This window comes from Staphylococcus sp. GDY8P72P, assembly GCF_016890655.1.
Taxonomy (GTDB): Bacteria; Bacillota; Bacilli; order Staphylococcales; family Staphylococcaceae; genus Staphylococcus; species Staphylococcus arlettae.
Map to the genome: position 1 here is coordinate 14,524 of NZ_JAFEQJ010000018.1, position 26,896 is coordinate 41,419.

Here is a 26,896-nt window from a genome sequence, read left to right on the forward strand (position 1 = left end):
GTAATTAAATATGGGACAGCACATTGTATTAATTTATCAAAATATTGATATCCCCTTTATATTTGAAGAGGCAGAAAAATTAGGCATTCGATTAACATTGGTGAATAGACCAAAGCAGCAACCCGTTGACTTACCAGCAGTTAAAAGACAACTATCAATAGATATTTTTAATGAACAAGTGGCAATAAATGAATTAAAACACCTGGATTCACATGATCCTATTGATGGCGTCATGACCTTGTTTGATGGTGCGGTAACCTTTACATCTCTCTTGGCAGCAGAATTAAATCTACCTAAATCTGGAGAGCATTCACATATACATTTGCGTGATAAAAGTGCTATGAGAAAGCAGTTTAATAAGTATGATATAAATAACCCAAAATACGCAGAAATTGATGATATTAGTGATATAGATGTGATTAAAGCTATGAATTATCCGATAGTTATTAAACCCAAAACTGGATTTTCAAGTCTAGGCGTTATCAAAGCAAATAATGAGCAAGAGGCGAAAAATGGTATAGAAACAGTACAAGCAATTAATGAACAAACGTTGAATTATATGTCGCATAATGAAGGGAATTCTTTTAGTGGCATTATTGTTGAAGAATATATTAATGGTCCAGAATATGTGGCAGAATCTTTTGTTAACAACGGGAAAACGACTGTTCTCTCTATTGGTTATAAAGGTAATCCACAAGGTCCATATTTTGAAGAAGGGGTTTATATTGCGCCAGCCCAAATATCGTACTCATTAAAAGAGGCAATAGAAGCACAAGTAATACATGCGAATAAAGCTTTAGGAATTATAAATGGTCCTACACATACAGAATTAAGAGTTGATAATGCTAATCAGCCTTATATATTGGAAGTTGGCGCACGTATAGGAGGGTCCGGTGTTTCACATTTCATTGTTAAAGCTAGTACCGGTTTTAATCTAGCTAAATGGTCTTTATTTGCTGCGCTAGGTCAAGAAGTTGAAATACCAAACAGCAATGAAGTGGCAAAATGTATAGCAGGGAACTATATAGTGCCAACAAAGGGCCATGGAGAAATAACGAGTTTAAAAGGTTTTAATAATGTCTTGAAGCAAGAAGAAACTAATAGAATTCTCCAATTTTTGCAAGTAGGAAATATTGTCGAACCATACCCTAATTTCTCTGGATATCCGGGATTTGTTTTGACGACTCATAATAATTACGATGACTGCGTTAATTATTACAAATGGTTAGATGATGAAATTTTAATAAATTATAAATAAACGGAGGATAATGATGAAAGCTATTGAAGATATCAAATTCATTCATACTTTGGGACCAATCAACACAAACTGTGAGCAAGCTGCATATAAATGGTTAGAAGAAAATAAAATAGAAGGGGAAGTATTTTTACATAATACACTTGAAGATGCACTATTAGAAGTTAAAAAGAATGATTTTGCAGCATTGTTAGGTTGCGTGGTTTATCCAGATTTGCATAAAATTGTATTTTCCAATTTAAATGATTTATCACTAGTAGATTGCTTCATAATGCCCACTTATAATATGATCTTAGCGACAAATGATGACACGAAAGATTTAGGAAATAGTATCATAGCTACACATCCAGCTCCATCAGGATTGGCATATGATTTTACTGTCTCGAAAAATATTAAGTTAGTTAACTCAAATTCTCAAGCTGCTTTACAGTGTTCAAAGGGGTTAAGTGATGCATGTATTACGACTTTACCAGCAGCTCAAAAGTATAGTTTGAAAGTAATTAAAGATTTTGGTGAAGTTCCAATGGGATTTACAATACATTATTAGATGGTAAAGAGGGAGTATAAAAATGAAAAAATACATTGAATCTATAGGAAATATTACAATTTATTTTGAACAAGAGATAATACCATATACAACTATCATTAAAGCACATCAATCAAAAGATGGCAGTATAATTGGCGACAAATTTTTTATAGAAAAAACACTTTATCAATTAAATGAAAAGTTAAGTTATATCTATAAAGCAACAAATAATGAGTTAATGGCTAAAGCTTTTGAACAAGATATTCAAAACTGGATAAAATCAGGTTTAGAATTTAAACCAGATTTTATAAATACCCTGGAAAACTTAAAAGCACCTAACAATAAAGAATTAGTAATGTTTGTTGGTCCAGTTAAATGTCCAAATGGTCCTAAACCTACAGGGTATTTTTTTGAAGCAATATTTGCTCAACGATATGAACCACAATTATTAAATGAAATTGAAAAATTATTACCACATCCAGGATCAGGTTGCCAATCAACTAAGTTGATAACCGGATCTAATGGAGTAATAGAGGGAAATTGTATAGTTTTTTTCCCAGAAAATATTTCTACTAAAGAGAAGATTAATAATCAATCTTTTGCAGTGTTCTTTTTTAATAAGTTTCAAAAAATATGGATGAATGAAACAATACAAAGAGCAAACGTTTTAATAGACCAAAGTAATTGGGTTTCCACCACATTAACCGCTGAAGAATGTTATACGGTTCGATCAATTTGGGGGTATTTACATGATTACTTTCATCACAAAGGACCTCGACCTTTGAATGAGAATTTACAGTCTAAAATGAATTTTCATTCAGGTATTTTAGAAGAAATTAAAGTAGACTGCGAATCAATTTTAACTTTAGATAAATATTCATTACCTTATAAAAATGAATTACTAGAATTTGTAATTCTTGAAAGATTGATAAGATATCCAGGACAGCCAGATGCATTAACTAATTTTGATGCTGGGACAGGATACTTTTTGTTCGAGTGGTTGATTGAGAATGGGAATAGTTTGAAAATAAATAAGTCAGAAAATTTAGAAATCAATTTCGAACTGATGCTTGAAGATATTACTAAATTAGTAGAAGAAATCAAAACTATAGAAAAAATTGATGATGATGAAGTGTATAAAAAATCTTCGAAAGCTTTAGTTATGAAATACTTACCTAGTGGAAAAGAAGGTAATCGTTTTAGCACACCAACAAGATATAGAATGTTATCTGAAAGAGTGGTATTACCTGCTGGAAATCTCGACTTTAAAAGCATGAGTTTTTAAAATAGATATTACCATATTCTTAGGTGTTATCTAAAATATTATCAGCAATTGCTATCAATTTTCTTTAAATTTAATTGCAAAATACTAAAAAAGCCTCCTTTTAAATGGTGGCTTTTTTAGTATGCCTTCTGTTGACCAGGGCATCACGATCAATAAATGATACAGCATACTTAAAGGACTCATTATATAAGCATAAGCAAAAAATGATAATTAAAAATAGTTATTTATTTGACACGTTTCGATTTATCGAAAAAAGAAGGGTGATTATTATGTTTAATAGACATTTTCATAATAGAAGACATGTATTAATGCAACAAGGTAATAGAGGTGGTGGCCGTGGGTTTGATGGGTTTGATAAAATGTTTGCCTCTGCGCAAGGAAGAAACCGTTTCTTTAAAAAAGGCAATTTACAATTAAGCATATTGAGTTTGTTAGAAGAAGAACCGAAACATGGCTATCAAGTTATTAAAGATTTAGAAGCGCGATTTAAAGGTTTCTATTCACCAAGTCCAGGTAGTGTGTATCCAATTTTACAGATGTTAGAAGATCGCGAATTCGTGTCAGTTTCAAAAGAAGGAACTAAAAAGGTATATACCGTTACGGCAAAAGGGTCGGAATTTTTAAAAGAGCATAGCCAACACAATGAATTTACAAAACGTATGGAAGCATTTAAAAATATGGATATGGAGAAAATGAATGATTTAAGAAATCAAATCCAAGATTTATTCAAAGAATTTATGGTAACAGGACAAAGTGCCCTAAAAGATGAAAATAAATATGATCAATTTCAACAATTAATAAAGGATACTAAAGCACAACTCTTAAATATAAGAGAAGAAAAATAAAATATGTCAAAGAAGGTATAGTGATGAAAAAGAAAAATCTACAACATATCGCAATTATTGGTGGAGGATCAGGAGGATTAATGCTTGGTTTACTTTTGCAACACCAAGGGTTACCCTTTACCATTTATGAACGTGGCCACAAAAATATCCACAAGGATAGAGGCGGGTCATTAGATATTCATGACGATAGTGGACAACTCGCTTTGAAACAAGCAGGTATATTTGAAGTATTTCGTAAATATGTACGCTTCGATGGCGAAGATACCCGTATCGTGCGTAAAGACGGCAAAATACTATACGATGAAGATGCAGAGGATGAGGGCAGTAGACCTGAAATTGATCGTGGGAAGTTATGCGATATTATAGTTGAACAAATCAATCCACAACACATTAAATATGGTTATAAATATGAAAATATGAAACAACTTGATAATGGTCAAGCCGAACTCACATTTGAAAATGGTGTAAAAGTAATTACAGATTTAGTAATTGGAGAGGATGGAGCATTTTCTAAAATTCGACCACATTTAACCGATGCTATGCCTGAGTATACTGGTATTTCTATGATTGAAATGAATTCTGATGAAAATGAACATCCAGATCTTCTCAAATTTAATAAAAATGGGAAAGTAATGGCATTAGGTGGACATCAAGCGATATTAGGTCAACGCAATGGAGATGGACGTATTATGGCATACATTAGTTTTAAAATGATGTATGACACTCTTGATGAATACCGTAATCTTTCTTTAGACGAATTAAAAGAAAGATTGATGCACGAATTTAATGATTGGGGAGCAGATCTGAAAAAATATATTGCGTATAGTTATGATGATGTTAAATTTCGCCGTATTTACAAACTTCCTATAGGATTGACTTGGGAAACCCAAAAGAATATGACACTTATTGGAGATGCTGCGCATCTTATGAGTCCATTTGCAGGTGAAGGTGTTAATATGGCTTTACATGATGCTTATCTTTTAGCCAAGGCCTTCCATATGTATGATGATCTTACTGAAATTTTGAACAGCTATGAGCAACAAATGTTTGAAATTGCGAAAGTTCATGCACAAGAATCTCAAGATAATTTGGCAATATTTTTCTCGGACAATGGTGCTGAAACAATGGCCCAACTTTTTGAGGAAATAGCGTAACTTCTGGCTCAAGATATATAGTTATGGCTATACCGTTAATGATTATAAATTTATTGAAATAATTTCTTAATGTATCATGACTAAGACAAAGGTTGATTAAGAAACGATTTAAAGGCTCCTTGTAATGAGGAGCCTTTTTGACTTTTTATTTTGTTCACTACTATTTTAATTGGGTTATTTTCCACCTCTTAATTATATAAATAAAAGTATGTATGTATGATTTACAATAAACAATCTTATTGTAAATCAATGAAATAGTTCGCCGCACTTATTCAAAATAAGATAAAAACTTATAATAATGACTAAGCAACTTTAGATAAGTAATGCATGGGCATTAGATGAACTTATGAGCATATAAGATGTTTTCATATACCCTAACAGGGTATATTATAGGTGTAATAATAAAAATAGAAATGTAGGGGGTTTTACTTTGACTAATCATGAAGCGCACGAACATCATGAGCACCATGATCATCACGAAAACCATGACCACCATGATCACGGAAGTGGTCACGCACATCACCATCATGGTAATTTTAAAGTTAAATTTTTTGTGTCATTAATTTTTGCCATACCTATTATAATTTTATCGCCGATGATGGGCGTTCAACTGCCATTTCAATTTACATTTGCAGGGTCTGAATGGATTGTTTTAATACTGGCTACAATATTATTCTTCTATGGTGGTAAGCCATTCTTAGCTGGTGGGAAAGACGAAATAGCAGCTAAACAACCAGGGATGATGACATTAGTGGCTTTAGGGATTTCAGTTGCTTATATTTATAGCTTGTACGCCTTTTATATGAATAATATAAGTAGTTCGACAGGTCATACAATGGACTTTTTCTGGGAGTTAGCTACATTAATTTTAATTATGTTGTTAGGTCATTGGATTGAAATGAATGCGGTAGGTAATGCTGGAGATGCATTGAAAAAGATGGCTGAGTTGTTACCTAATAGTGCTATCAAAGTAACGAATAATGACCAACGTGAAGAAGTTAAAATCTCAGACCTCGTTATTGATGATATTGTTGAAGTAAAAGCTGGAGAAAGTATTCCATCAGATGGCGTTATCATTCAAGGACAAACATCAGTGGATGAATCATTAGTTACTGGTGAATCTAAAAAAATACAAAAATCTGAAAATGACGCTGTTATTGGTGGTGCGATTAATGGTTCGGGCACGATACAAGTTAAGGTTACAGCTGTAGGTGAAGACGGTTACCTTTCTCAAGTTATGGAACTAGTGAATCAAGCACAAAATGATAAATCTAAAGCTGAATTATTATCAGATAAGGTAGCAGGTTATTTATTTTACTTTGCTGTAAGTATCGGTGTGATTGCATTTATCGTGTGGATGCTGGTGCAAAATAATATTGATTTTGCATTAGAACGTCTAGTAACTGTATTGGTAATTGCTTGTCCGCATGCCTTAGGCTTGGCCATACCTTTAGTTACTGCACGTTCTACGTCGATAGGTGCTCATAATGGTTTAATTATTAAAAATAGAGAAGCGGTTGAGATTGCACAACATATCGACTATGTAATGATGGATAAAACAGGCACACTCACAGAAGGTGATTTTTCAGTTAATCATTATGAAAGCTTTAAAGATGATTGGAGCGATGACACAATATTAAGTTTGTTTGCGTCACTTGAAAGTCAGTCTAATCATCCTTTAGCGACTGGCATTGTTGATTTCGCAACGCAGAAAAATATTGCATACGCTAATCCTCAAGATGTGAATAACATTTCAGGTGTAGGCTTAGAAGGTATAGTTGATCAGCAAAAGTATAAAATCACAAATGTTTCATATCTTGATAAACATGATTTTGCTTATGATCGTGATTTGTTTACATCATTAGCACAACAAGGTAATTCAATTAGTTATTTAATTGATGAACAGCAAGTTATAGGTATTATTGCGCAAGGTGATAAAATTAAAGCAAGTTCAAAACAGATGGTAGCAGATTTAGTATCAAGAAACATTACACCAGTTATGCTTACAGGTGATAATAAAGCAGTAGCGCAAGCAGTTGCACAACACTTAGGGATTAAGGATGTACATGCGCAACTTATGCCAGAAGATAAAGAAAGTATCATAAAAGATTACCAACAAAATGATAAAAAAGTAATGATGGTCGGTGACGGTATCAATGATGCACCGAGTCTCATCAGAGCTGATATTGGTATAGCCATAGGTGCAGGTACGGATGTCGCCGTTGATTCAGGTGATATCATTCTTGTTAAAAGTAACCCGTCAGACATTATTCATTTCTTGTCACTGTCCAAAAATACAATGCGCAAAATGGTGCAAAACTTATGGTGGGGTGCAGGATACAATATTATTGCAGTACCATTAGCTGCCGGTATTTTAGCATTTCTTGGCCTTATTCTTTCACCAGCAGTTGGTGCAGTATTAATGTCCTTAAGTACCATTATTGTTGCAATTAATGCCTTTACATTGAAATTAAAATAACAAACAGGAGTTTTTAACATGATAAAAAAAGTAATCTTTCTTATATTAGCATCAGCATTAGTATTATCCGCTTGTTCAAATAAAGAGGAGCAAAGTGAAGAAGCTAAAAATCATGAGGGCCATATGAAGCATAATGATGAAAGTAAGGCTCCAGAAGATATGACAGAAACGGCTCAAGGTAAGTTTGAAAAAGGGGATAAAGTGACTATTACTGCAGGTCATATGCCCGGCATGAAAGGTGCAGAAGCTACAGTTAAAGGTGCCTACAAAACACATGCGTATGTTGTAAGTTATGAACCCACAAATGGAGATAAAAAAGTAAATAATCATAAATGGGTTGTCAATGAAGAAATTAAAGAAGCACCGGAACATGGCTTTAGCGCAGGTGATACAGTCAAATTAGAAGCGGACCATATGCCTGGTATGAAAGGTGCCACAGCAGACATAGATGATGTCGAGGAGACTACTGTGTATATGGTCGATTACAAATCTAAAGACAACGGCAAAACTGTCAAAAATCATAAATGGATGACGGGCGATGAACTAAAAGCTCGCTAAGAATGCTTTTGAAAGTTAGGTATATAGTGAGTATAATATTGGTCAAAAGGCACATACATCAGCTGTATGTGTCTTTTGTCAATGTGTTATAGTACAGGGAAAGCTTGAATAGTTTGATACATAGTAAAATTTGATAAAGTTTATTCGTATAAAACATCATTTGAAAAAATGTAGGAGTGAGTTAAATGGGCGTTGTAGATCATATAGTTAACAAAATAGTAACAGAAATAAGTGGATTACCAGGTGTGGTAGGAGTTGTGCTAGGTGGCTCTAGAGCCAAAGGTAATCATAGACCAGATTCCGATATAGATATAGGTATCTATTATGATGAAACACAAGGGTTTAATACAGACTATATCGAAACAGCAGCAGGTAAACTTAACGACGAGCAAAAAGAACAGTTAATTACAGCATTAGGCGATTGGGGAGAATGGATTAACGGTGGTGGCTGGTTAATTGTGGATGGTTATCATGTAGATTTAATTTTTCGTGATATTAATAAAGTAAATGATGTGATAAACGATTGTTTAGCAGGTAAAGTAACGATTCATTATCAGACTGGTCATCCACATGGCTTTTTAAACGTTATGTATATGGGTGAGTTAAATATTTGTGAAATATTAGCAGATCCTCAAAATACATTACATGAGCTTAAAACAAAAACATATCCATATCCTCCCGAAGTCAAACAGTCCATAACTCAATTTTTTGCGTTTGAAGCTTCTTTCTCCTTAATGTTTATCGAGGACAACGTTGATAAAGATGATATTTCGTATTTAATAGGCCATTTATTCCGATGCTTGTCTTGTTTGAATCAAGTAATCTTTGCAAAAAATGAGGTTTATTGTATTAATGAAAAGAAAGCTGTAGCACTCATTAATACATTCCCAGTGAAGCCTAAAAATTATAAACAAAGAATAGATAATATTGTATCTTCATTTTCAATAGATGAATATAAAACCAAGGCAGCTATTGAAGAATTAAGAAATGTTATTGATGAAACCAATCATTTATAATCAAAGATATGCGAAAACTTTAATTTGCAACGATAAAAAGACTTCTTATTTGATAAGAAGTCTTTTTTATACTTATTATGACTTACTTTCTTTTTTGGGTGGCCACACAAAATATGATATACAAATAATTAAATCAATAACAATGACGATTGTCCAAATATGAATGACACTGTCTAAAGCTGTTGTGCGACTTGCATCATTAATTAAATAAACAATTAAATGTAAAATACCTGTTCCTAAGACGTAAGAAAGTAAATGCTTTAACCAATTTTTGGCATAGTTTTTAGCGTAGTCTAGTCCTGTAGGTTTATAAGGTTTGGCACCTTGTTTCATCACATAATATCTAAACCTGTCATCTGCCCAAGTTATCATGCTTTTCCCAAAAACAAGAGATACTGCAATATAAACTGCAGCTATAGCGTGTGGCGTTTCTGCTGTTGCACCATTCATGAGGTCTATAGCTGTTGTTATAAGTAGTATTAAATCGATCACAGGTGTGAGTGCTAGAAAGAATAGACCTAACTTTTTGAGCTTGAAGATATATCTTGTGACTAGTCCGAGTAATATGACTACCCAAAAGGCAACTTCACAAAAAATGATAAGCCAGACAATAAAGTTCATGTTTTTCCTCCCTTATATGTGAGTGTCGCTATTTCTTCATCTATTATTGATTGAATATCTTCGTTTGAGGTGTCGTTTGGATTAAGTAATTTATGCAGAGCTAAACCATCAATTAAAGCATGTAATTTCATTGCAGTAAGATGAATATTTAAATTAGTTTGTAGTAGCTGTTCATTATTTAATAAAGTCAAAATGCTATGACATAGTTGATCTAGTCCATCGTCTAGCGTACTTTGACCATATTCATGAATGTCATAACGAAAAGCCATCCAAACTTCCATATCAGCGAGTCTTTCTTGATCTAAGGGTAAGACGGTTAGCAAACTTGCTTTAACTTTATCAATGGTATTAAGGTTTTTGGACGTAAATATAGCTTCAATTCTCCTTCTTATTTTCACTTCTACGGTAGACATAACGGCGTTTAGTAACTCAGAATGATTTGGAAAATAATATCTAATCTGACCAGGGGTCATTTGCGCTATGTGCGCAATTTGTCTTACGGTAGAGCCTTTTACACCATTTTCTACAATTGAATCGAAAGCGTATTGAATGATTTCGGTTTTCTTGTGTTCGTGATTAATTATTTTTGGCATACTCCTAGTTTAACATATTTTAATACAAGTGTATTAATTAAAAGTCTGAAATGAGTAAAGTTCTGATTTGCCACTTTCTTTTGTTATAAGTGCATTTATAAATTATATAAAATAAAAAATCCTTCAAGTAGAATTGAAGGATTTTACAGCGTGTATTAGGATGAAAATTTTATGATTTCCTTTATGTTTCAGCACAAAAATTTATTTACACATGCGCTCTATGGAATCGTATATTGGTTAATGTACTAATGATAAATAACAGCAAGAACAGTATGAAACCATATATTTCAAATATATTCAACTGGCCATGGGATAATAGTTTATTAATCATTAAAAACATCATATCTAATGAAAAGAGTAATAATAAATGTATATAAATTGTGGTGAAACCAGTTTTGTTAGTTGTATTTTTGTCAGTTGCTTTATAGTGATACACATAAATAATAAATAACAGTGAAATAAAGGCAAAACATAATGTATATAAACTGTTTAAATGGGCTAATTCAATATTTTGGATTAATAGCACGAGACCTTCACCAAATAATAAAATGATGAGTAAGCTTAAGCGTTCAGTCAAGTGATTAAAAAATATAGGATTGTGATATGAAACCATATAAAAGAGTAGTGGAAAGACTGCTACAATTAAAATGCCTATGAAAAATAAACAAAAATTAATCGGTGCAGGCAACATTATTGATATTACAGAAAGGATAATTGTTAATAATAATCCACTTGTGTAAACTTTGACCAATTTGAAATCTACTTCTGTATCGGTAAATTTATAATTAATAAAGTATTGTATGAATACACTTAGATACACTAAGGCAGTCGTTAAAACAAATGGTGAAAATGTTTGTTGAAAATCACTATTTATCGCTTTAGACAAGATAATGATTAAATACATATCTATAAATACAAACACGTATTGATACCATTTTTGATTGAAGAACCTGTTAACTAAAAGTGTTCGATAGATCCATATAGAGAAAAAGACAAGAAAAAGCATGAAACTTTTCCCTAATTCTTCTAATGACATTATATTATGTGAAATACCTTCAACAGTTTGATTGATAGTAGCTAAAACATAAACAAATATTAAATCAAAAAATAATTCTGTCATGCTGACTTCTTTTTTCTTCATTTTTTCACTCCTAAATCTTTTGCTGTTATTCGCTTTCCAATAATTCGAATTTTTTATCTAACACTTGAAGTGCTTCATCTATAAGTTTTTTTTGTTCTAATAAATTTTTTTGATGTTTTAAAAAAATGTCTCTACGCTTCATTTTGGTAGAGCTTCCTTGATGATACAATTCGGCAATTTCTTTTAATTTTGATATAGGCATATGTGTCTGACGCATGCATTTTATAAATTCAATCCAATATAAGTCTTCTTCGGAAAAGTCTCTATAGCCATTTTTATTTCTCGCCACGAATGGAAAAAGTCCTGCTTTATCATAGTAGCGAATGGTATGTTCGCTGATGCCTAAATTATCTGCTACTTGTTTTACTCGCATAATTTTCCTCCTAAAAAAGGCTAGGACATCATTGATTCGTCCCAGCCGCGTGTCATATTGTCAGTAGATGACAGTACTAAAATTGCGCCTCAAATTAAGCTTTTTTAATTCCAGTCATTTTATCAGTGTGAGATGACGAAATCTTTTTAATTTCTGTCCCAACCCCTTTGTGTTTATTTAATAAGTTGGGAAAGTAAATCGTCATAGTTATTATGAATGATAGCTTCAAAGCCAAATGTTGATTCCATATCATCTTTTAATGTTTCTACAGTGATATAACCTATGCGTTCAGGGTCATCTATTTGTAAGCCAATGCGTTGAATATCATTGTGGAATAAATTATTTTGATGAGATAGTTCTATGATTTCATTAGCTAAAGATTTCACGTAATCATTGTTCGATAAAGATACGTTTTTGTCGTCTAGCACACTTTCTTCTGAAATAATTTTGATCTCTGTTTCATTTCCTTTATATAGTGCTAAAAAGTAATTCATATCAAAATGGCCTCCCTAGTGTTTAAAATTATCTAACGTGTCGTATAACCACCATTTGCAAATAAGGTTTGTCCGTTGATCCACCAACCATCTAAAGTTAAAAAAGTAATAATCGGTGCAATGTCTTCGATATTAGTCAGTTGATTATGGAGTGCTTGGGATTTATGGAATGCCACAGCATCTTCACCTTCTTGAGGATAGAAGAAAGGTGTGTCCATTGGACCAGGCGCTACTGCATTAACAGAAATCCCTCTATCCATAAACTCTGCTGATGCTGCACGAGTATAATGCTCGACAGGTGCTTTCCCTCCAGCATAAGTTGAATAGAAACCTGTATAAGCAGCTAGCAATGCGGTAGCTATGGTGATGATTTTACCATTATCATTCATCGACTTCTCAGCATATTTTATAAAGAAATACGCTGATTTTGCGTTGATGTCTGACATGCTATCAAATTCGGCTTCAGTCGTTTCAGCAATCGGTTTTTTCAGTACTTTTCCTACGGTATTAATTGCGATGTCAATTTTTCCAAAGGTGTTTTCAGCATGTTGAAATAATGCCTGGACATTATCAACTTTAGTTAAATCACCAGAGAATAGTGTGCCTTGACCCCCTAAATCTTCGACTTGTGACAGTGTAGCTTTTGCATCGGCTAACGAATGTTCATCGTGATGATGGATTACTATTTTAGCGCCTGCTTTAGCATACGTAGTACTTAATAAGCCACCAAGGTTTTTAGCACCACCAGCAATAACTACAACTTTGTCTGTTAAGCTATTAAATTTTCCCATATTATATAACCTCCTTTGAATATATTACAAGCATAAACCTTAGAGCGCGATATCAAGCAAGCGCTTATTGAATATTTCTAATTATGCTTAAGGGAGGTAGTAATATCGTGTCAGTAAATAAAACAAAGGCACATACAAAATGTATGTGCCTTAGCCTGTAATTTTATGTTAGTGCACTTCTCGCAGAAGTGGGCCAAATCACTGCCAATATTATAAATTAAGTTACATCATAAATGGACTGTTTTGTTAGTTCCCATTTTTTGTCTGCTACATGCTCAACAAATCTGCTATCATGTGACGTGAATAAAATGATACCTGGGTATTTATTCATAAACAATTCTAATGCTTCTAATGTTTTAATGTCTAAAAAGTTAGTGGGTTCGTCTAAAATTAATACATTCGCTTGTGTTGAAAACAACACTGCTAACGATAATTTAGTGCGTTCGCCACCACTCAAAACTTTACAAGAACGCGTAAGTGCTTCATTTAACCCTAAATTATTTAAAATAGCTCTACTAAATGATTCGGATGAATCAGTTTCGTCCATTAAATATTGTAATAAAGAAACATCACGCATTTCTTCATAAGCAAGTTGACGATAATAGGCCATTTGTATTTTTGGAGAACACTCAATACCCTCCATTCGATGATAAATCGCTTCAAGTAAAGTTGTTTTACCTGCGCCATTAGCACCTATGAACGCTATATTTTTACCATAAGGTATTTGGAAACGTACTTGTGACAACAATGTTTGATTGCCTTGTCTTAATGTTAGATTTTGTGCAATGATTGGATAATTATTATGAATATCATAAATGTTATTGTGTGGAAAATGGAAGCCGTGTTCATTTTGTGGTTTTTCGACTTCTTCTAAATGTTCTATTCTTTTTTCAATGTGTTTCGCTTGTTTTTGAGCAGCTTTCTCCACTGATCCTTTTTGTTTTGAAGCACTTAAACGATCGGGTTCGATACTTTTGTTTTTTTGTTTTAAAGATGCTTGGGACATCTGTTGCGCCTGTTTTCGTTTAGTTTTACTTGCTTGGGATAGCCTTTGCTTCTCACATACATATTGGTCATATTGACGCTGTTGTTCTAAATGTTCTTGTTCGCGCTGTTGTTGATATTGTGAATAATTCCCTTTGAACACTCTGATTGTACCGTCTGCTTGTATATCCCATATGGTGTCAGCGATTTGATCTATGAGCGCTCTGTCATGACTCACTACAATTAACGTGCCATAATAATATTTTAAAATATTATAAAGATAATCTTTACCATAGTTATCTAAATGATTCGTAGGTTCATCTAAAAGTAAGATTGGACTATAATTCGATAACACATTAGCTAATTTATATTTAGCTTTTTCTCCACCACTCATACTGTCAGTGGTATGCATAGGAATCCCGAGTTCACTCATTAAGCTACCATCTAAGGTATCAAAATCATGGTCCACGTCCATGTTAAGTTGTTCGAAATATTGAACTACACCATCAGTTTCAACAGTTCCTGATTCTGGTGTTATTTTTTGCGCAATCATATTTAGTAATGTGGTTTTGCCCGTACCATTACCTCCAATAAGTGCTATTTTTTCAAATTGATAAGCATAAAGCTGCTCAATGTTAAGTGAGCGCCAATCTGTCAATTTATGATTGATTTGGTGAAATTTAATTGTATATTGTTCCATGTCGATACACTCCTTGTAATGTTAAAGGACGTGTACGCAAAAAAAAATGAGACAGGCTACTCCCGTCTCATTCACATCACACTTTCGGTCGCATAAAATTATTGCGCTGTTATCGTGTTTGAAAGTGTTATTATTCCTAATGAAGAATAAAAAATGACATACGTCACCTATGAGTGTGTATTGCGGACAGCCTTTTTTGAATTAATTTAATTTTGTATTCAAAAAAGTTTGTCTTAGTCTCATAGAAGCTGTCATTTTAATTCTCCTCTCCTGTAATGTAGTGACATCACTATAACATTTTATAATGTGTTTTACAATATAGCTATAAAAACAAAATTCGTTTTCAATTATCAATAAAATTTATATTTACTTGCAATTATAGCAAATAAGCGTACTATTAAAGTGAATAATTACACTCTGGCAAGTGCGATACTATAAATTAGGAGTGATTTGCTATGAACAAGGTAATGCGGGTATTGGCGTCGAGTGTCGTTGTTTCAACGCTTATTGTAGGTACTTCAGCAGCATACATTACGACTAGTAATGCTAATGCACAAGCAGCAGAACAAGTTCAAAAATGGGGATATGGTGAAGGTGGTGCTAGTAGTGAAAGTGGTACTAATTTAAAAGCGGAAACACCGTGGTATAACTATGAGGGATATACAACTTATGATCCTTCGTTTACTCAAGATTATAACTTTGTCCGTGCTTTGAAATATGACAATGTATCGATCAATGGCTATAAAGTAGATCCAAACGCTTCAAATGAATTCGATCATTCAAAAACAGTGTATGATACTACTGTTAACTTTAATGAGAACGATGAAGTAGTAATGTTACGTTTTGATACTAAGCCTGATACGATTTCTAAAAAAGTTTTTAAACAAGCTCATGAAAGTAATGCAATTTTGGCAGAAGGTGATACCCCAGGGGATGTAGGTACTTTTATTCGATATGAAACTAATGATAGCTATTATAATGTTTATTTTGATAAACAAGGTTACTTGTATCAAATTGAAATTCATTAATGATAGCAAAATATTGTTTCATCAATGTAGACCCAGATAACAGTGGATTTGAGTATCACTAAATTGTTAATTGATAAATCACTATGATAAAAATGGGCGAAAATTTCGAGAGGTGAAGAGGAGACTGTTAAAGTCTTCTCTTTTTTAGTTAAGTAATGATGGTATGTAAATATCAAAAAAAGCTAGGTATCAAGTGTGTTTGTACTTGATTCCCTAGCTTTTTTGAGAAATGACTTAAACTCTTTAATTGTAAAAACGTATAGTTACAAACGATTGATGAACTTTAAGCATTAATATTAAAAGTGAACTGTGATGTTTTGATCGTGACAATAATCTTTAATATCATTAGGGGGGTTTTTATCAGTGAACATTTTACTAATGCTGTTTAAAGGACAGTAGGTTAATAAAGTGGATTTCCCCATTTTACTGTAATCAGCTAAGACATATGTTTCTTTTGCCTTACCTGTAATATATTGTTTAATTAAATTTTCTTCCATTTCGGAATTGGATAATCCATTTTGTACATTAATCCCTGTTGCCGCCATAAAGGCTTTGCTAATGTTGAATTTTTCTAATAGCATATTAGCACTAATACCTATAAAAGATCGCGTAATCGGTTTATATTTTTCACCAATAATAAACAATGTGACGTATTCAAACTGTGATGCTTTATTCATTATATCTAAGCTGTTAGTTATTATCGTAAACGGTAAGTTTTTATCGACATAATCTAATATATGTATTGTTGTAGTACCTGTATCAATATAGATAATGTCATAGGCTTCAATTTCTTTAGCAGCAAGCTCACCAATATGCTTTTTGGATTTATAGTTTTTACTATTTCGTTGGTAATAATCCACAGTTCTATGATTTTCCTCAATAAGTTCTATGCCGCCGTATACTTTTTTTACGACATTCATATCTACAAGTTGATTTATGTCACGTCGGATGGTGTTAGTTGAAACATTGAAAGTTTCAACCAACTCTTCTATTGACGCTGTTTTATTATTTTTTATGAAAGCTTCAATTTCATAAATACGTTTAGATTTCATATATGATTCCCCCATTTATTACAATATACCCAATTTAAGTTGTATAAACAACCTAAAACTAAAACAGTTACTCAAAAGTTGACATTATTCTAACGTTATTATAAGATGTTTTCAACAAGTAACCAATAGTTAACCAAAAAGTACTTATTGTCCGACTATTTTTGTAAGCGGTTACTCATAAAATGATTGGAGGATTTTATAATGGCAGAAATCTTAAAGAACTATATTAATGGTGAGTGGAAAGCATCTGAGAGTACAGAAACTTTGGATGTATTAAACCCTGCAACTAAAGAAGTTGTTGCAAAGGTACCCGTATCTACACGTAAAGAGTTAGATGAAGCGGCACAAATAGCACATGATGCATTTCAAGAATGGAAAGAAGTTGCTGTTCCGAAACGTGCGCGTTTGCTAATTAAGTTACAACAATTACTCATAGATAATAAAGATGAACTCGCAGCAATCATTACTAAAGAAAATGGTAAAAATACAACTGAAGCATTAGGTGAAGTACAACGTGGTATTGAAAATGTTGAATTTGCAGCAGGTACACCATCATTAATGATGGGTGATTCGTTATCAAGTATTGCAACGAATATTGAAGGTACAAGCTATAAATATCCTGTAGGGGTTGTTGGTGGAATTACGCCATTTAATTTCCCAATGATGGTGCCATGTTGGATGTTCCCGATGGCGATTTCGTTAGGTAATACCTTTGTAATTAAACCATCAGAAAAAACACCGTTATTAGTTAACAAACTAGCTGAATTAGTTGAAGCTGCAGGCTTCCCTAAAGGTGTATTCAATGTTGTTCATGGCGCACATGATGTGGTTAATGGCATTTGTGAAAATGAACATATTAAGGCCGTGTCATTCGTTGGTTCTAAACCAGTTGGCGCGTATGTGTATAAAAAAGCAACAGAGAACTTAAAACGTGCGCAATGTTTAACAGGTGCTAAAAATCATACGATTGTCTTAAACGATGCCGATATTGATACAGCTGTTAAAGATGTTATCGGTGCAGCATTTGGTTCAGCAGGTGAACGTTGTATGGCTGCAGCTGTCATTGCAGTACAATCTAATGTTTATGATGAATTTAAAGAAAAATTAGTGCAGGCATCTAAAGATATTGTCATTGGTAATGGCATTGAGGACAATGTATTTTTAGGTCCAGTTATCAGAGAAGAAAATAAAGCGAAGACATTACAATATGTAGATGAGGGTGTAAAAGAAGGTGCTAAATTAGTGCTGGATGGTAGAGATGGTAACAATGAAGATGGATATTTCGTTAAACCAACCATTTTCGAAGATGTTACAACGGATATGAAGTTATGGCAGGATGAAATATTTGCGCCTGTATTATCGCTTGTTAAAGTAGATAGTTTAAAAGAAGGCATTGCTTTAGCTAATCAATCTGAATTTGCCAATGGTGCTTGCTTATTTACTGATAGTGCTTCATCAATCAGATACTTTAGAGAAAATGTTGATGCAGGCATGTTAGGCATTAACTTAGGTGTCCCTGCACCAATGGCGATTTTCCCATTCTCAGGTTGGAAATCTTCGTTCTACGGTTCATTACATGCTAATGGTAAGGATAGTATTGAATTTTATACTCACAGAAAAGTTGTTACAGCACGTCACGGAGAACCACAATTTTAAGGAGTGAAGATAGAAATGGCTCATTTATTAAATAAACCTGTACATCATCGATTAAGTGATGATGTACAAGTCATTCACGATTTGCAACCCAATGATATTAATCTAGATTATATCGGCTTGAAAGTACTAGATATTAAAAGCGGTGGCAATTATGAGGAAGCAACAGAAGATTTTGAATTATGCATTGTAGCCTTAACAGGTAAAGTTACAGTGTCAGATGGTACTAATACATTTGAACATATCGGCACGAGAGATTCTGTATTTGAAAAAATTCCAACAGATAGTGTCTACATTTCAAAACAGCATAATATAACAATAGAGGCTGTTACAGATGCAAGAGTCATTTTATGCTATGCACCTGCGGATGAAGTTCGAGAGACACAATTGATACCTGCAAGTGAAAATTCAATTGAAGATAGAGGGAAATATTCCAACAAACGTCATGTACACAACATTTTACCAGATACACATAAAGCGAGTGAGAAATTATTAGTTGTAGAAGTGTATACAGATCAAGGTAATTGGTCTAGCTATCCGCCACATAAACATGACCAGGATAATTTACCTAATGAGTCATTATTAGAAGAAACCTATTATCATGAAATGAATCCACGTACTGGTTTTGTATTTCAAAGAGTGTATACAGATGATTTATCACTTGATGAAACAATGGCAGTTGAAAATAGTGATGTAGTGATAGTTCCTAAAGGCTATCATCCAGTAGCTGTCCCAGATGGTTATGATGGCTATTATTTAAATATTATGGCAGGGCCTAAAAAGGTTTGGAAATTTTATAATCAACCAGACCATGAATGGATTATTGATCGTAAATAAAAGGGGTGCTCGTAAATGGCTAATAAGAAACATATCGTAGCAATAGGTCGTGCTGCAGTCGATTTAAATGCAAAAGAAATTAATAGACCCATGGAAGAAACATCAACATTTAGTAAATATGTGGGTGGTTCTCCAGCAAATATCATGATTGGTGCTGCAAAGCTAGGATTAGACGTTGGCATGATTGCCAATGTCTCTGATGACCAACATGGTCGATTTGTCACAAATTACTTTAATGAAGTCGGTGTTGATACATCACAAATTCATGTCGATGAAGAAGGACATAAAATTGGTTTAACTTTTACTGAAATTAAAAGTCCTACAGAATCTAGCATTTTAATGTATAGAGAAGCAGTTGCAGACTTATTTTTAGCTCCAGAACATGTAGATGAGTTATACATCAAAAATTCGGAATATTTGCTCATTTCTGGAACGGCTTTAGCACAATCACCTTCGAGAGAATCTGTGTTAAAAGCACTAGCACTTGCTAAAAAACATGATGTTAAAGTGATTTTTGAATTAGATTATCGTCCATATAATTGGAGAAATACAGAAGAAACGTCAATCTACTATGAATTAATTGCTGAACAAGCAGATGTTGTTATTGGTACAAGAGATGAATTCGACATGGTTGAACGTTATCAAGCATTGTCAGACCAAGAGATTAGCAACGTGCTATTCACTAAAAACCCTAATTTAGTAGTCATCAAACATGGTGTACAAGGCTCATTTGCATTTGATAAAGCCGGAAATATATATGAAGGTATAGCCTTTAAAGCAAATGTTGTCAAAACATTTGGTGCAGGAGACTCATATGCCGCAGCCTTTATTTATGCATATGTTAAGGGCAAAAGTGTGGAGGAAGCACTGCAATATGGTGCCGCATCAGCAGCAATCGTAGTTAGTAGTCACAGTTCATCAGAAGCTATGCCTACTGTAGAAAAAATCGAAGACTTAATTAAAGAACAATCTTAAGGTGGTGCAAACATGGTCAATACGGTGAGATTAACGACAGGAGAAGCAATCGTTAAGTTTTTAACACAACAATATATTTATGTTGATGGCGAAGAAACACGTTTTGTAGAAGGTGTAATGAATATCTTCGGACACGGTAATGTACTTGGTATGGGTGAAGGATTATCAAAATATCAACAGGAATTGAAAATTATTCAAGGTAAAAACGAACAAGGTATGGCACATACTGCGATTGGCTTTAGTAAACAAAGGCTAAGAAAGAAAATTTTTGCAGTGACGAGTTCTGTTGGTCCTGGTTCTGCCAATGTTGTAACAGCTGCAGGTACTGCGGCAGCCAATCATATCCCTGTACTATTTCTTCCTGGAGATACGTTTGCGACACGTCAACCAGACCCAGTATTACAACAAATAGAAAATCCCCAAAGTATTGGTATAACAACAAATGATGCGCTTAAACCATTATCTAGATATTTTGATTGCATTACACGACCAGAACAAATTATGTCAGCACTTATTAGAGCATTTGAAGTAATGACCAACCCACAGACGGCAGGACCAGTTACATTGGCATTAAGTCAAGATGTGCAAGGTGAAGCGTTTGATTTTCCAGAAACCTTCTTTGAAAAGCGTGTCCATTATGTAGATAGATTAGAGCCGTCTGAACGTGCGATTGAGCTTGCTAGTAAGATATTGAAAACTGCTAAAAAGCCATTAGTCATCGTTGGCGGTGGTGCTAAGTATTCTGAAGCACAAAAAGAAATCAAACAACTGATTGAAACGCACAACATTCCTATGGCTGAAACACAAGCTGGTAAATCAACAATTGAGGCTTCTCATCCATTAAATTTAGGTGGATTAGGTGTGACAGGTAATTTAGCGGCTAATATCTATGCTAAAGAGGCTGATGTCATTGTTGGTATAGGCACGAGGTACTCCGATTTTACAACGAGTTCCAAGACCGCTATTAATTTCGACACTGCAAAATTGATAAATATTAATATCAATAGGGTGGATGCATACAAGTTAGATGCAACACAAGTCGTAGGTGATGCGAAAGTGTCAGTGCTTAAACTCAAGGATGCATTAAATGACTATCAATTCGATATAACAGACCTAGTTTCTGATATTAAACAGCAATGGTCAAATGAACGTGCGAGATTGGCGACTGTCAATATTAACAGTGACGATTTTACACCTGAAATTGCGGATCAGTTTGATCAAGCCAAAATGAAACAATATGTGGAAGCATTACAAACTGAGTTGCCACAAACAAATGCGTTAATTGAAGTGAATAACACGATTGCACCAGATGCAATCATTGTTGCCGCAGCAGGTTCCTTGCCAGGTGATTTAGAACGATTATGGGAAACAGATGCGTTCAACACATACAACATGGAATATGGGTATTCGACGATGGGCTATGAAATTGCTGCCGCAGTAGGTGCGAAAATTGCAGAACCTAATAAAGAAGTTTATGCACTCGTCGGTGATGGTAGCTTCCTTATGTTGCATACCGAACTCATAACAGCACTGCAGTATAACTATAAAATCAATATTATTTTATTTGATAATAGTGGCTTTGGCTGTATTAACAACTTACAAATGGGCAATGGAAGTGAAAGCTTCTGCACAGAGTTCACAGATTATAACGGTCAACCACTAAATATAGACTATCAAAAAGTGGCTGAAGGTTATGGTGCCAAATCTTATAAGGTGAATGATACGAAGTCTTTAGCAACAGCGATTGAGCAGGCTAAGCAAGAGACTAAATCTACGTTGATTGACATTAAAACGTTGCCTAAAACTATGACAGACGGCTATGAGTCCTTTTGGAATGTCGGAGTTTCTGAGCATAGTGACAAACCTTCAATAAAAGAAGCATTTTCACAAAAAGCACAAACAATGAAAACAGCGAAACATTATTAAGATAGGTGGTACAACTATGACAAAGATAAAAATAGGACAAGTCGGTCTTGGTAGATTAGGGCAAGTGCATGCTTCCAATATAGTAAATCATGTTAAAAATGCCGAATTATATGCCGTTGCAAGTGTAGTGGATGCGGAACTCGCATATGCAAAAGATCAATTAGGTGTTCAACATTGTTATAAATCATACAATGAAATGATTGGAAATGATGAATTAGATGCTGTCGTTATAGTATCACCGAGTGGTTTTCATGCCGTGCAAATCACGCAAGCACTTGAAAAAGGTTTGCATGTGTTCTCTGAAAAACCCATTGGTTTAGAGTTAGAACATATTAAACAAGTCGTAACTGAGATTGATAAGCATCCAGATAAAGTCTTTCAATTAGGCTTTATGCGCCGTTTCGATGAATCGTATTTATATGCCAAAGAAGCTGTAGACAATGGTGACCTAGGTAAAATTACAGCAATGCGCTGTTATGGTATTGACCCAAGTGCAGGTCTTGATAGCTTTATTCAATTTGCCAAAAACAGTGCCAGTGGTGGGATCTTTTTAGATATGTCGATCCATGATATCGATTTAGTAAGATGGTTCACTGGATCGGAATTTAAAAGCGTTTATTCCCTAGGAAATAACATCGCCGCACCTGAATTATCTGATTGTGAAGAGCTGGAAACAGGAGCATGTTTATCAGAACTTGAAGATGGAACCATTGCTTACTTTTTAGCTGGTCGTAATGCGCAGCACGGTTATCATGTCGAAACGGAAATTATTGGTACTGAAGGTATGATTCGTATCGGTAATGCACCGGAAAAAAACTTGGTAACACTTTATGACAAAAATGGTGTTGTCAGACCGACTTCAGAACATTTTCCTGAACGATTTAGATTTGCTTTCGTGAATGAATTAAATACATTTGTTAATTCAATTAACAATAAAGAACAATCAACGATTACTGGTGTGGATGGCTTGAAAAGTACAGAAGTTGCCATTGCTATGCAAGAATCATTTGAGTCTAAACAGATAATTAAGTTATGAGGTGAGTAAAATGACTAGAGACATTCGTTATGCATGTGCTCCAATCGCATGGACAAATGATGATATGCCTGAATTAGGCAACGAAAATTCCTTTGAACAATGTATTAGTGAAATGGCATTAGCAGGATATGAAGGTACTGAAATAGGCAATAAATATCCGAAAGATGCCGAAGTATTAAAGGATTATTTAGAGGCACGGGGATTATCAGTAGCAAGTGCGTGGCTTAGCTTATATTTAACATCTGCTCCTTATGAAGTAACGAGACAGGCATTTATTGAGCATAGAGATTTCTTACATGCACTTGGTGCTAAAGTAATCGTAGTGTCAGAGCAAGGTAACAGTATTCAAGGAAAGTTAGATAAAGCCTTATTTAAAGATAAGCCGATTTTTACTGAAGCAGAATGGATACGCTTGATAGACGGTTTGGAAAAATTAGGACAATTAGCTCATGAGAAAGATATGGAAATTGTGTATCACCACCATATGGGGACAGGTATACAAACAACAGCAGAAATTGATGAGTTAATGAAGAGAACAAGCAAAGATAATGTTTCCCTACTATTTGACACTGGTCACCTTTTGGTATCTGGAGAAGATCCTCTAGCAATATTTAACAAGCATGAAGATCGAATTAAGCATATTCATTTTAAAGATGTGAGACAAGAAGTAAAAGCAGCAATAGAAAAAGAACAACAATGTTTTTTAGAAGGTGTAAGAAAAGGTATGTTCACTGTACCAGGAGACGGCATTATTGATTTTGAACCCATTTTAAATAAAATATACAACTCAAATTATAGTGGTTGGATTGTAGTTGAAGCCGAACAAGATCCATCAATAGCTAATCCATTTAAATACGCCAAAAAAGCAAAAGAATACATGTCTAATATTTGTAATAACGTAGTTATATAACAGGTTAGAGTGATCTATACCTCAAGGGAGGGAAATTGCCGTGAGTTTATTTGCAGGGATTTCATTTATAGTAGTAATACTGTTAGTAGGGTTGTATGCATTTTTAAGAAGTAGAAAAATTAACACTAAAAACTCTGATGGATACTTCATGGGTGGTAGAAGTTTAACCGGTTTTACAATTGCTTCTACTATCATTATGACAAATCTATCTACAGAACAAATAGTCGGTCAAAACGGTCAAAGTTTTATGGCCGGTATGGAAGTTATGGCATGGGAAGTAACAGCAGCAGTAGCCATAGTAATATTGGCGCTGGTATTTTTACCAAGGTATTTTAGATACGGTGTAGATACGATATCAGATTTTATTGAACTGCGATTTGATACGTTTACTAAGCGATTGGTATCATTATTATTCATATTTACATATGTTGTGTCATTTTTACCAGTTGTTTTATATTCAGGTGCACTTGTATTTAATAAAATATTCAATATTAGTGAAATGTTAAATATAAGTGATATGACGGCTGTGGTACTTATATCAACATTTATCGGAATTTTCGGAATAATTTATTTGTTTATCGGTGGTCTGTCATTAAGTGCACACAGTGATTCTATATATGGTATTGGACTCATTATAGGAGGACTCGCCATACCTGTCTTAGGTTTGATTCTCTTTGGTAATGGTAGTCTGTTACATGGATTTGATAAAGTTGTGCAAAACACACCGGAGAAATTAAATTCATTAGGTGCAATAGACTCTGATATCGTACCTTGGCCAACATTATTCTTTGGTATGTTTTTCAATAATTTATTCTTTTGGTGTACTAACCAAATGATAGTTCAAAAAGCATTAGCAGGTAAAAACCTCAAAGAAGCGCAAAAAGGGGCTATGTTTGTCGGCATATTTAAAATTTTTGGCGCATTATTCTTAGTATTCCCAGGAGTACTTGCTTTTAATATGTTAGGCGATAAAGTCACAAATCCTGATAATGCATATCCTATGTTAGTAAATGAAGTATTACCAGGTTGGGCTTATGGGTTGTTTGGTGCAGTGATTTTTGGAGCAATTCTTAGTTCATTTGTAGGGTCATTAAATAGTACAGCAACTTTATTCTCTCTAAATTTTTATAAATCAGTAATTAATAAAGAAGCTACAAATAAACAAGTGTCTAGAATGGGAAGAATCGTAACGATACTTGTCGGCGTTGTTGTAGTAATTATAGCGCCAATGATTTCAATCTTCCCACAAGGTTTGTACGCTGTAGTTCAAGAATTTAACGGTATTTACAATATGCCATTATTAGTATTAATACTAGTAGGATTTTTCGTTAAAAGGACATCACAGCAAGGTGCTAAAGTGATGTTTATTTTACACATTATTATGTATGCGCTTTCAAAAGTATTGTTAACAGACATACACTACTTATATGTATTAAGTGTATTATTCTTTATTGATTTATTCATCGTTCTGTTATTTAACAAATGGAAACCATCGGATGAATTTGATTTCAATGTAAATTACGCAAAAGTAGATATTACACCGTGGAAATATAGATATGTAGTTGGTGCGATTATCGTAATAGTAGTAATTGGTACTTATATCTTATTTTCACCACTAGGTATAGCTTAAAAGGAGGAAAATTATGACACTTACATTTGGAGTAATTGGTGCTGGTAGAATTGGACAGTTGCATATCAGCTATTTGCAGACACATAAAGATGTAAAAATTAAATGGATTTCGGATTTAAACTGCGACAAGATGGAAGAATGGATTGCACAAGCAGGTATTGAAAATAAAACTAAAGATCATAGAGACATTATTAATGATCCAGAAGTTGATGCGATAATTATTTGTTCTCCAACAGATACACATGTAGATATTATTAAAGAAGCATCAGCACAAGGTAAACATATCTTTTGTGAAAAACCTATCAGTATGTCCTTGGAAGAAGCAGAAGAAGCGGTTGAAGCGGTTAAAAAATCTAACATAAAGCTTCAAATGGGCTTTAATAGAAGGTTTGATAAGAACTTTAAACAACTACATTCTATTTTGAGTGAAGGAGAATTAGGTCAAATTCAAACATTAAGAATTACGTCGAGAGATCCAGAGCCACCACCAATTGAATATATCAAGCGTTCTGGTGGGTTGTTTATGGATATGACGATTCATGACTTTGATATGGCACGCTACTTAATGCAATCAGAAATCGTAGAAGTGTATGCTTCAGGTGATGCTTTGGTTAATCCTGAAATCGCAGAATATGACGATATTGATACGGCACTAATTACACTGAAATTCGAAAATGGCTCAATTGCTATGATTGAAAATTGTCGTAGAAGCGTTTATGGCTATGATCAACGTATCGAAATTTTAGGTGATAATGGCGCGATTGATGTAGGAAACGAGCAATCTTCAACGTTAAATTATCATCGTGTAGATGGTATTAGAAGAGATAGTCCACCTTATTTTTTCCTAGAAAGATATAGCGATGCATATAAAGTAGAGATGAATGATTTTATAGATGCTATTCTCAATGATACAGACGTTTTATGTTCAATTGAAGACGGCTATAAAGCACAACAAATCGCTTTAAAATGTCAAGAGTCACTAAAAACGAATCAACCCCAAAAATTATAAACAGGTAGAAAGGTGGGACGCTCAT

At 33.8% G+C, this 26,896-nt stretch carries 25 protein-coding genes; 17 read left to right on the plus strand and 8 right to left on the minus strand.

Annotated elements, in window-relative coordinates; all coding sequences use genetic code 11:
• Positions 1-10 precede the first annotated feature (10 nt).
• From JVU85_RS07755 to JVU85_RS07790, 8 genes are all read left to right on the plus strand, one after another.
• The gene (locus JVU85_RS07755; RefSeq protein ID WP_002510388.1) at positions 11-1,258 is read left to right on the plus strand and encodes an ATP-grasp domain-containing protein; all 1,248 of its coding nucleotides are present in this window, start codon (positions 11-13) and stop codon (positions 1,256-1,258) included.
• Between the two features lie 13 nt (positions 1,259-1,271).
• Complete coding sequence (locus tag JVU85_RS07760) at positions 1,272-1,802, plus strand: hypothetical protein (RefSeq protein ID WP_002510387.1); 531 nt, start codon at positions 1,272-1,274, stop codon at positions 1,800-1,802.
• Positions 1,803-1,824: 22 nt separating this feature from the next.
• The gene (locus JVU85_RS07765; RefSeq protein WP_204172269.1) at positions 1,825-3,066 is read left to right on the plus strand and encodes a DUF6421 family protein; all 1,242 of its coding nucleotides are present in this window, start codon (positions 1,825-1,827) and stop codon (positions 3,064-3,066) included.
• Between the two features lie 269 nt (positions 3,067-3,335).
• Positions 3,336-3,911: a PadR family transcriptional regulator gene (locus tag JVU85_RS07770; RefSeq protein WP_021459551.1), complete on the plus strand. Its 576-nt coding sequence runs from the start codon at positions 3,336-3,338 to the stop codon at positions 3,909-3,911.
• Positions 3,912-3,934: 23 nt separating this feature from the next.
• Entirely contained in the window at positions 3,935-5,065 is a 1,131-nt protein-coding gene (locus JVU85_RS07775; protein WP_204172271.1) for an FAD-dependent oxidoreductase, read from the plus strand.
• A 430-nt stretch (positions 5,066-5,495) separates the two neighbouring features.
• Positions 5,496-7,544 (plus strand): heavy metal translocating P-type ATPase, encoded by a 2,049-nt coding sequence (locus JVU85_RS07780; protein WP_204172273.1) that lies wholly within the window; start codon positions 5,496-5,498, stop codon positions 7,542-7,544.
• Positions 7,545-7,562: 18 nt separating this feature from the next.
• Positions 7,563-8,102 (plus strand): YdhK family protein, encoded by a 540-nt coding sequence (locus JVU85_RS07785; protein WP_002510383.1) that lies wholly within the window; start codon positions 7,563-7,565, stop codon positions 8,100-8,102.
• 185 nt (positions 8,103-8,287) lie between these two features.
• On the plus strand, positions 8,288-9,118 hold the full coding sequence (locus JVU85_RS07790) for a nucleotidyltransferase domain-containing protein (protein ID WP_103388314.1): 831 nt from the start codon (positions 8,288-8,290) through the stop codon (positions 9,116-9,118).
• Between the two features lie 75 nt (positions 9,119-9,193).
• Here JVU85_RS07790 and JVU85_RS07795 read toward each other — a convergent pair whose 3' ends face one another.
• From JVU85_RS07795 to JVU85_RS07825, 7 genes are all read right to left on the minus strand, one after another.
• On the minus strand, positions 9,194-9,739 hold the full coding sequence (locus tag JVU85_RS07795) for a hypothetical protein (RefSeq protein ID WP_135024229.1): 546 nt from the start codon (positions 9,737-9,739) through the stop codon (positions 9,194-9,196).
• Positions 9,736-10,332, minus strand: coding sequence for a TetR/AcrR family transcriptional regulator (locus JVU85_RS07800; protein WP_002510380.1), 597 nt, complete (start codon positions 10,330-10,332; stop codon positions 9,736-9,738). The genes JVU85_RS07795 and JVU85_RS07800 overlap by 4 nt, the downstream gene beginning before the upstream one ends.
• A 205-nt stretch (positions 10,333-10,537) precedes the next feature.
• Complete coding sequence (locus tag JVU85_RS07805) at positions 10,538-11,473, minus strand: low temperature requirement protein A (RefSeq protein WP_204172275.1); 936 nt, start codon at positions 11,471-11,473, stop codon at positions 10,538-10,540.
• A 25-nt stretch (positions 11,474-11,498) separates the two neighbouring features.
• Positions 11,499-11,846, minus strand: a complete 348-nt coding sequence (locus JVU85_RS07810; RefSeq protein ID WP_002510378.1) for a MerR family transcriptional regulator — start codon at positions 11,844-11,846, stop codon at positions 11,499-11,501.
• Positions 11,847-12,019: 173 nt separating this feature from the next.
• Entirely contained in the window at positions 12,020-12,340 is a 321-nt protein-coding gene (locus JVU85_RS07815; RefSeq protein WP_002510377.1) for a hypothetical protein, read from the minus strand.
• 32 nt (positions 12,341-12,372) lie between these two features.
• Positions 12,373-13,131 (minus strand): SDR family oxidoreductase, encoded by a 759-nt coding sequence (locus JVU85_RS07820; protein WP_002510376.1) that lies wholly within the window; start codon positions 13,129-13,131, stop codon positions 12,373-12,375.
• 217 nt (positions 13,132-13,348) lie between these two features.
• Positions 13,349-14,815, minus strand: a complete 1,467-nt coding sequence (locus tag JVU85_RS07825; RefSeq protein WP_204172276.1) for an Msr family ABC-F type ribosomal protection protein — start codon at positions 14,813-14,815, stop codon at positions 13,349-13,351.
• 455 nt (positions 14,816-15,270) lie between these two features.
• On the opposite strand from JVU85_RS07825, the gene isaB reads away from it, so the two are divergent.
• The gene (isaB, locus tag JVU85_RS07830) at positions 15,271-15,843 is read left to right on the plus strand and encodes an immunodominant staphylococcal antigen IsaB family protein (protein WP_204172277.1); all 573 of its coding nucleotides are present in this window, start codon (positions 15,271-15,273) and stop codon (positions 15,841-15,843) included.
• A 296-nt stretch (positions 15,844-16,139) separates the two neighbouring features.
• Here the strand turns inward: isaB and JVU85_RS07835 are convergent, their stop codons facing one another.
• Positions 16,140-16,895, minus strand: a complete 756-nt coding sequence (locus JVU85_RS07835) for a DeoR/GlpR family DNA-binding transcription regulator (protein WP_021459543.1) — start codon at positions 16,893-16,895, stop codon at positions 16,140-16,142.
• Positions 16,896-17,096: 201 nt separating this feature from the next.
• On the opposite strand from JVU85_RS07835, the gene JVU85_RS07840 reads away from it, so the two are divergent.
• From JVU85_RS07840 to iolG, 8 genes are read left to right on the plus strand one after another with little or no spacing between them, the layout of a single operon-like run.
• A complete protein-coding gene (locus JVU85_RS07840) occupies positions 17,097-18,551 on the plus strand; it encodes a CoA-acylating methylmalonate-semialdehyde dehydrogenase (RefSeq protein WP_204172278.1) in 1,455 nt (484 codons plus the stop codon).
• A gap of 15 nt (positions 18,552-18,566) precedes the next feature.
• On the plus strand, positions 18,567-19,385 hold the full coding sequence (gene iolB / locus JVU85_RS07845; protein ID WP_204172279.1) for a 5-deoxy-glucuronate isomerase: 819 nt from the start codon (positions 18,567-18,569) through the stop codon (positions 19,383-19,385).
• Between the two features lie 15 nt (positions 19,386-19,400).
• A complete protein-coding gene (iolC, locus tag JVU85_RS07850) occupies positions 19,401-20,360 on the plus strand; it encodes a 5-dehydro-2-deoxygluconokinase (RefSeq protein WP_021459540.1) in 960 nt (319 codons plus the stop codon).
• 12 nt (positions 20,361-20,372) lie between these two features.
• Positions 20,373-22,286, plus strand: coding sequence for a 3D-(3,5/4)-trihydroxycyclohexane-1,2-dione acylhydrolase (decyclizing) (iolD, locus tag JVU85_RS07855; protein WP_204172280.1), 1,914 nt, complete (start codon positions 20,373-20,375; stop codon positions 22,284-22,286).
• Positions 22,287-22,302: 16 nt separating this feature from the next.
• Positions 22,303-23,322, plus strand: a complete 1,020-nt coding sequence (locus tag JVU85_RS07860) for a Gfo/Idh/MocA family protein (protein WP_204172282.1) — start codon at positions 22,303-22,305, stop codon at positions 23,320-23,322.
• A gap of 10 nt (positions 23,323-23,332) precedes the next feature.
• Complete coding sequence (gene iolE, locus JVU85_RS07865) at positions 23,333-24,232, plus strand: myo-inosose-2 dehydratase (RefSeq protein ID WP_204172283.1); 900 nt, start codon at positions 23,333-23,335, stop codon at positions 24,230-24,232.
• Positions 24,233-24,272: 40 nt separating this feature from the next.
• Positions 24,273-25,862, plus strand: coding sequence for a solute:sodium symporter family transporter (locus JVU85_RS07870; RefSeq protein ID WP_204172284.1), 1,590 nt, complete (start codon positions 24,273-24,275; stop codon positions 25,860-25,862).
• Between the two features lie 10 nt (positions 25,863-25,872).
• On the plus strand, positions 25,873-26,871 hold the full coding sequence (gene iolG / locus JVU85_RS07875) for an inositol 2-dehydrogenase (protein WP_197272602.1): 999 nt from the start codon (positions 25,873-25,875) through the stop codon (positions 26,869-26,871).
• Positions 26,872-26,896 lie beyond the last annotated feature (25 nt).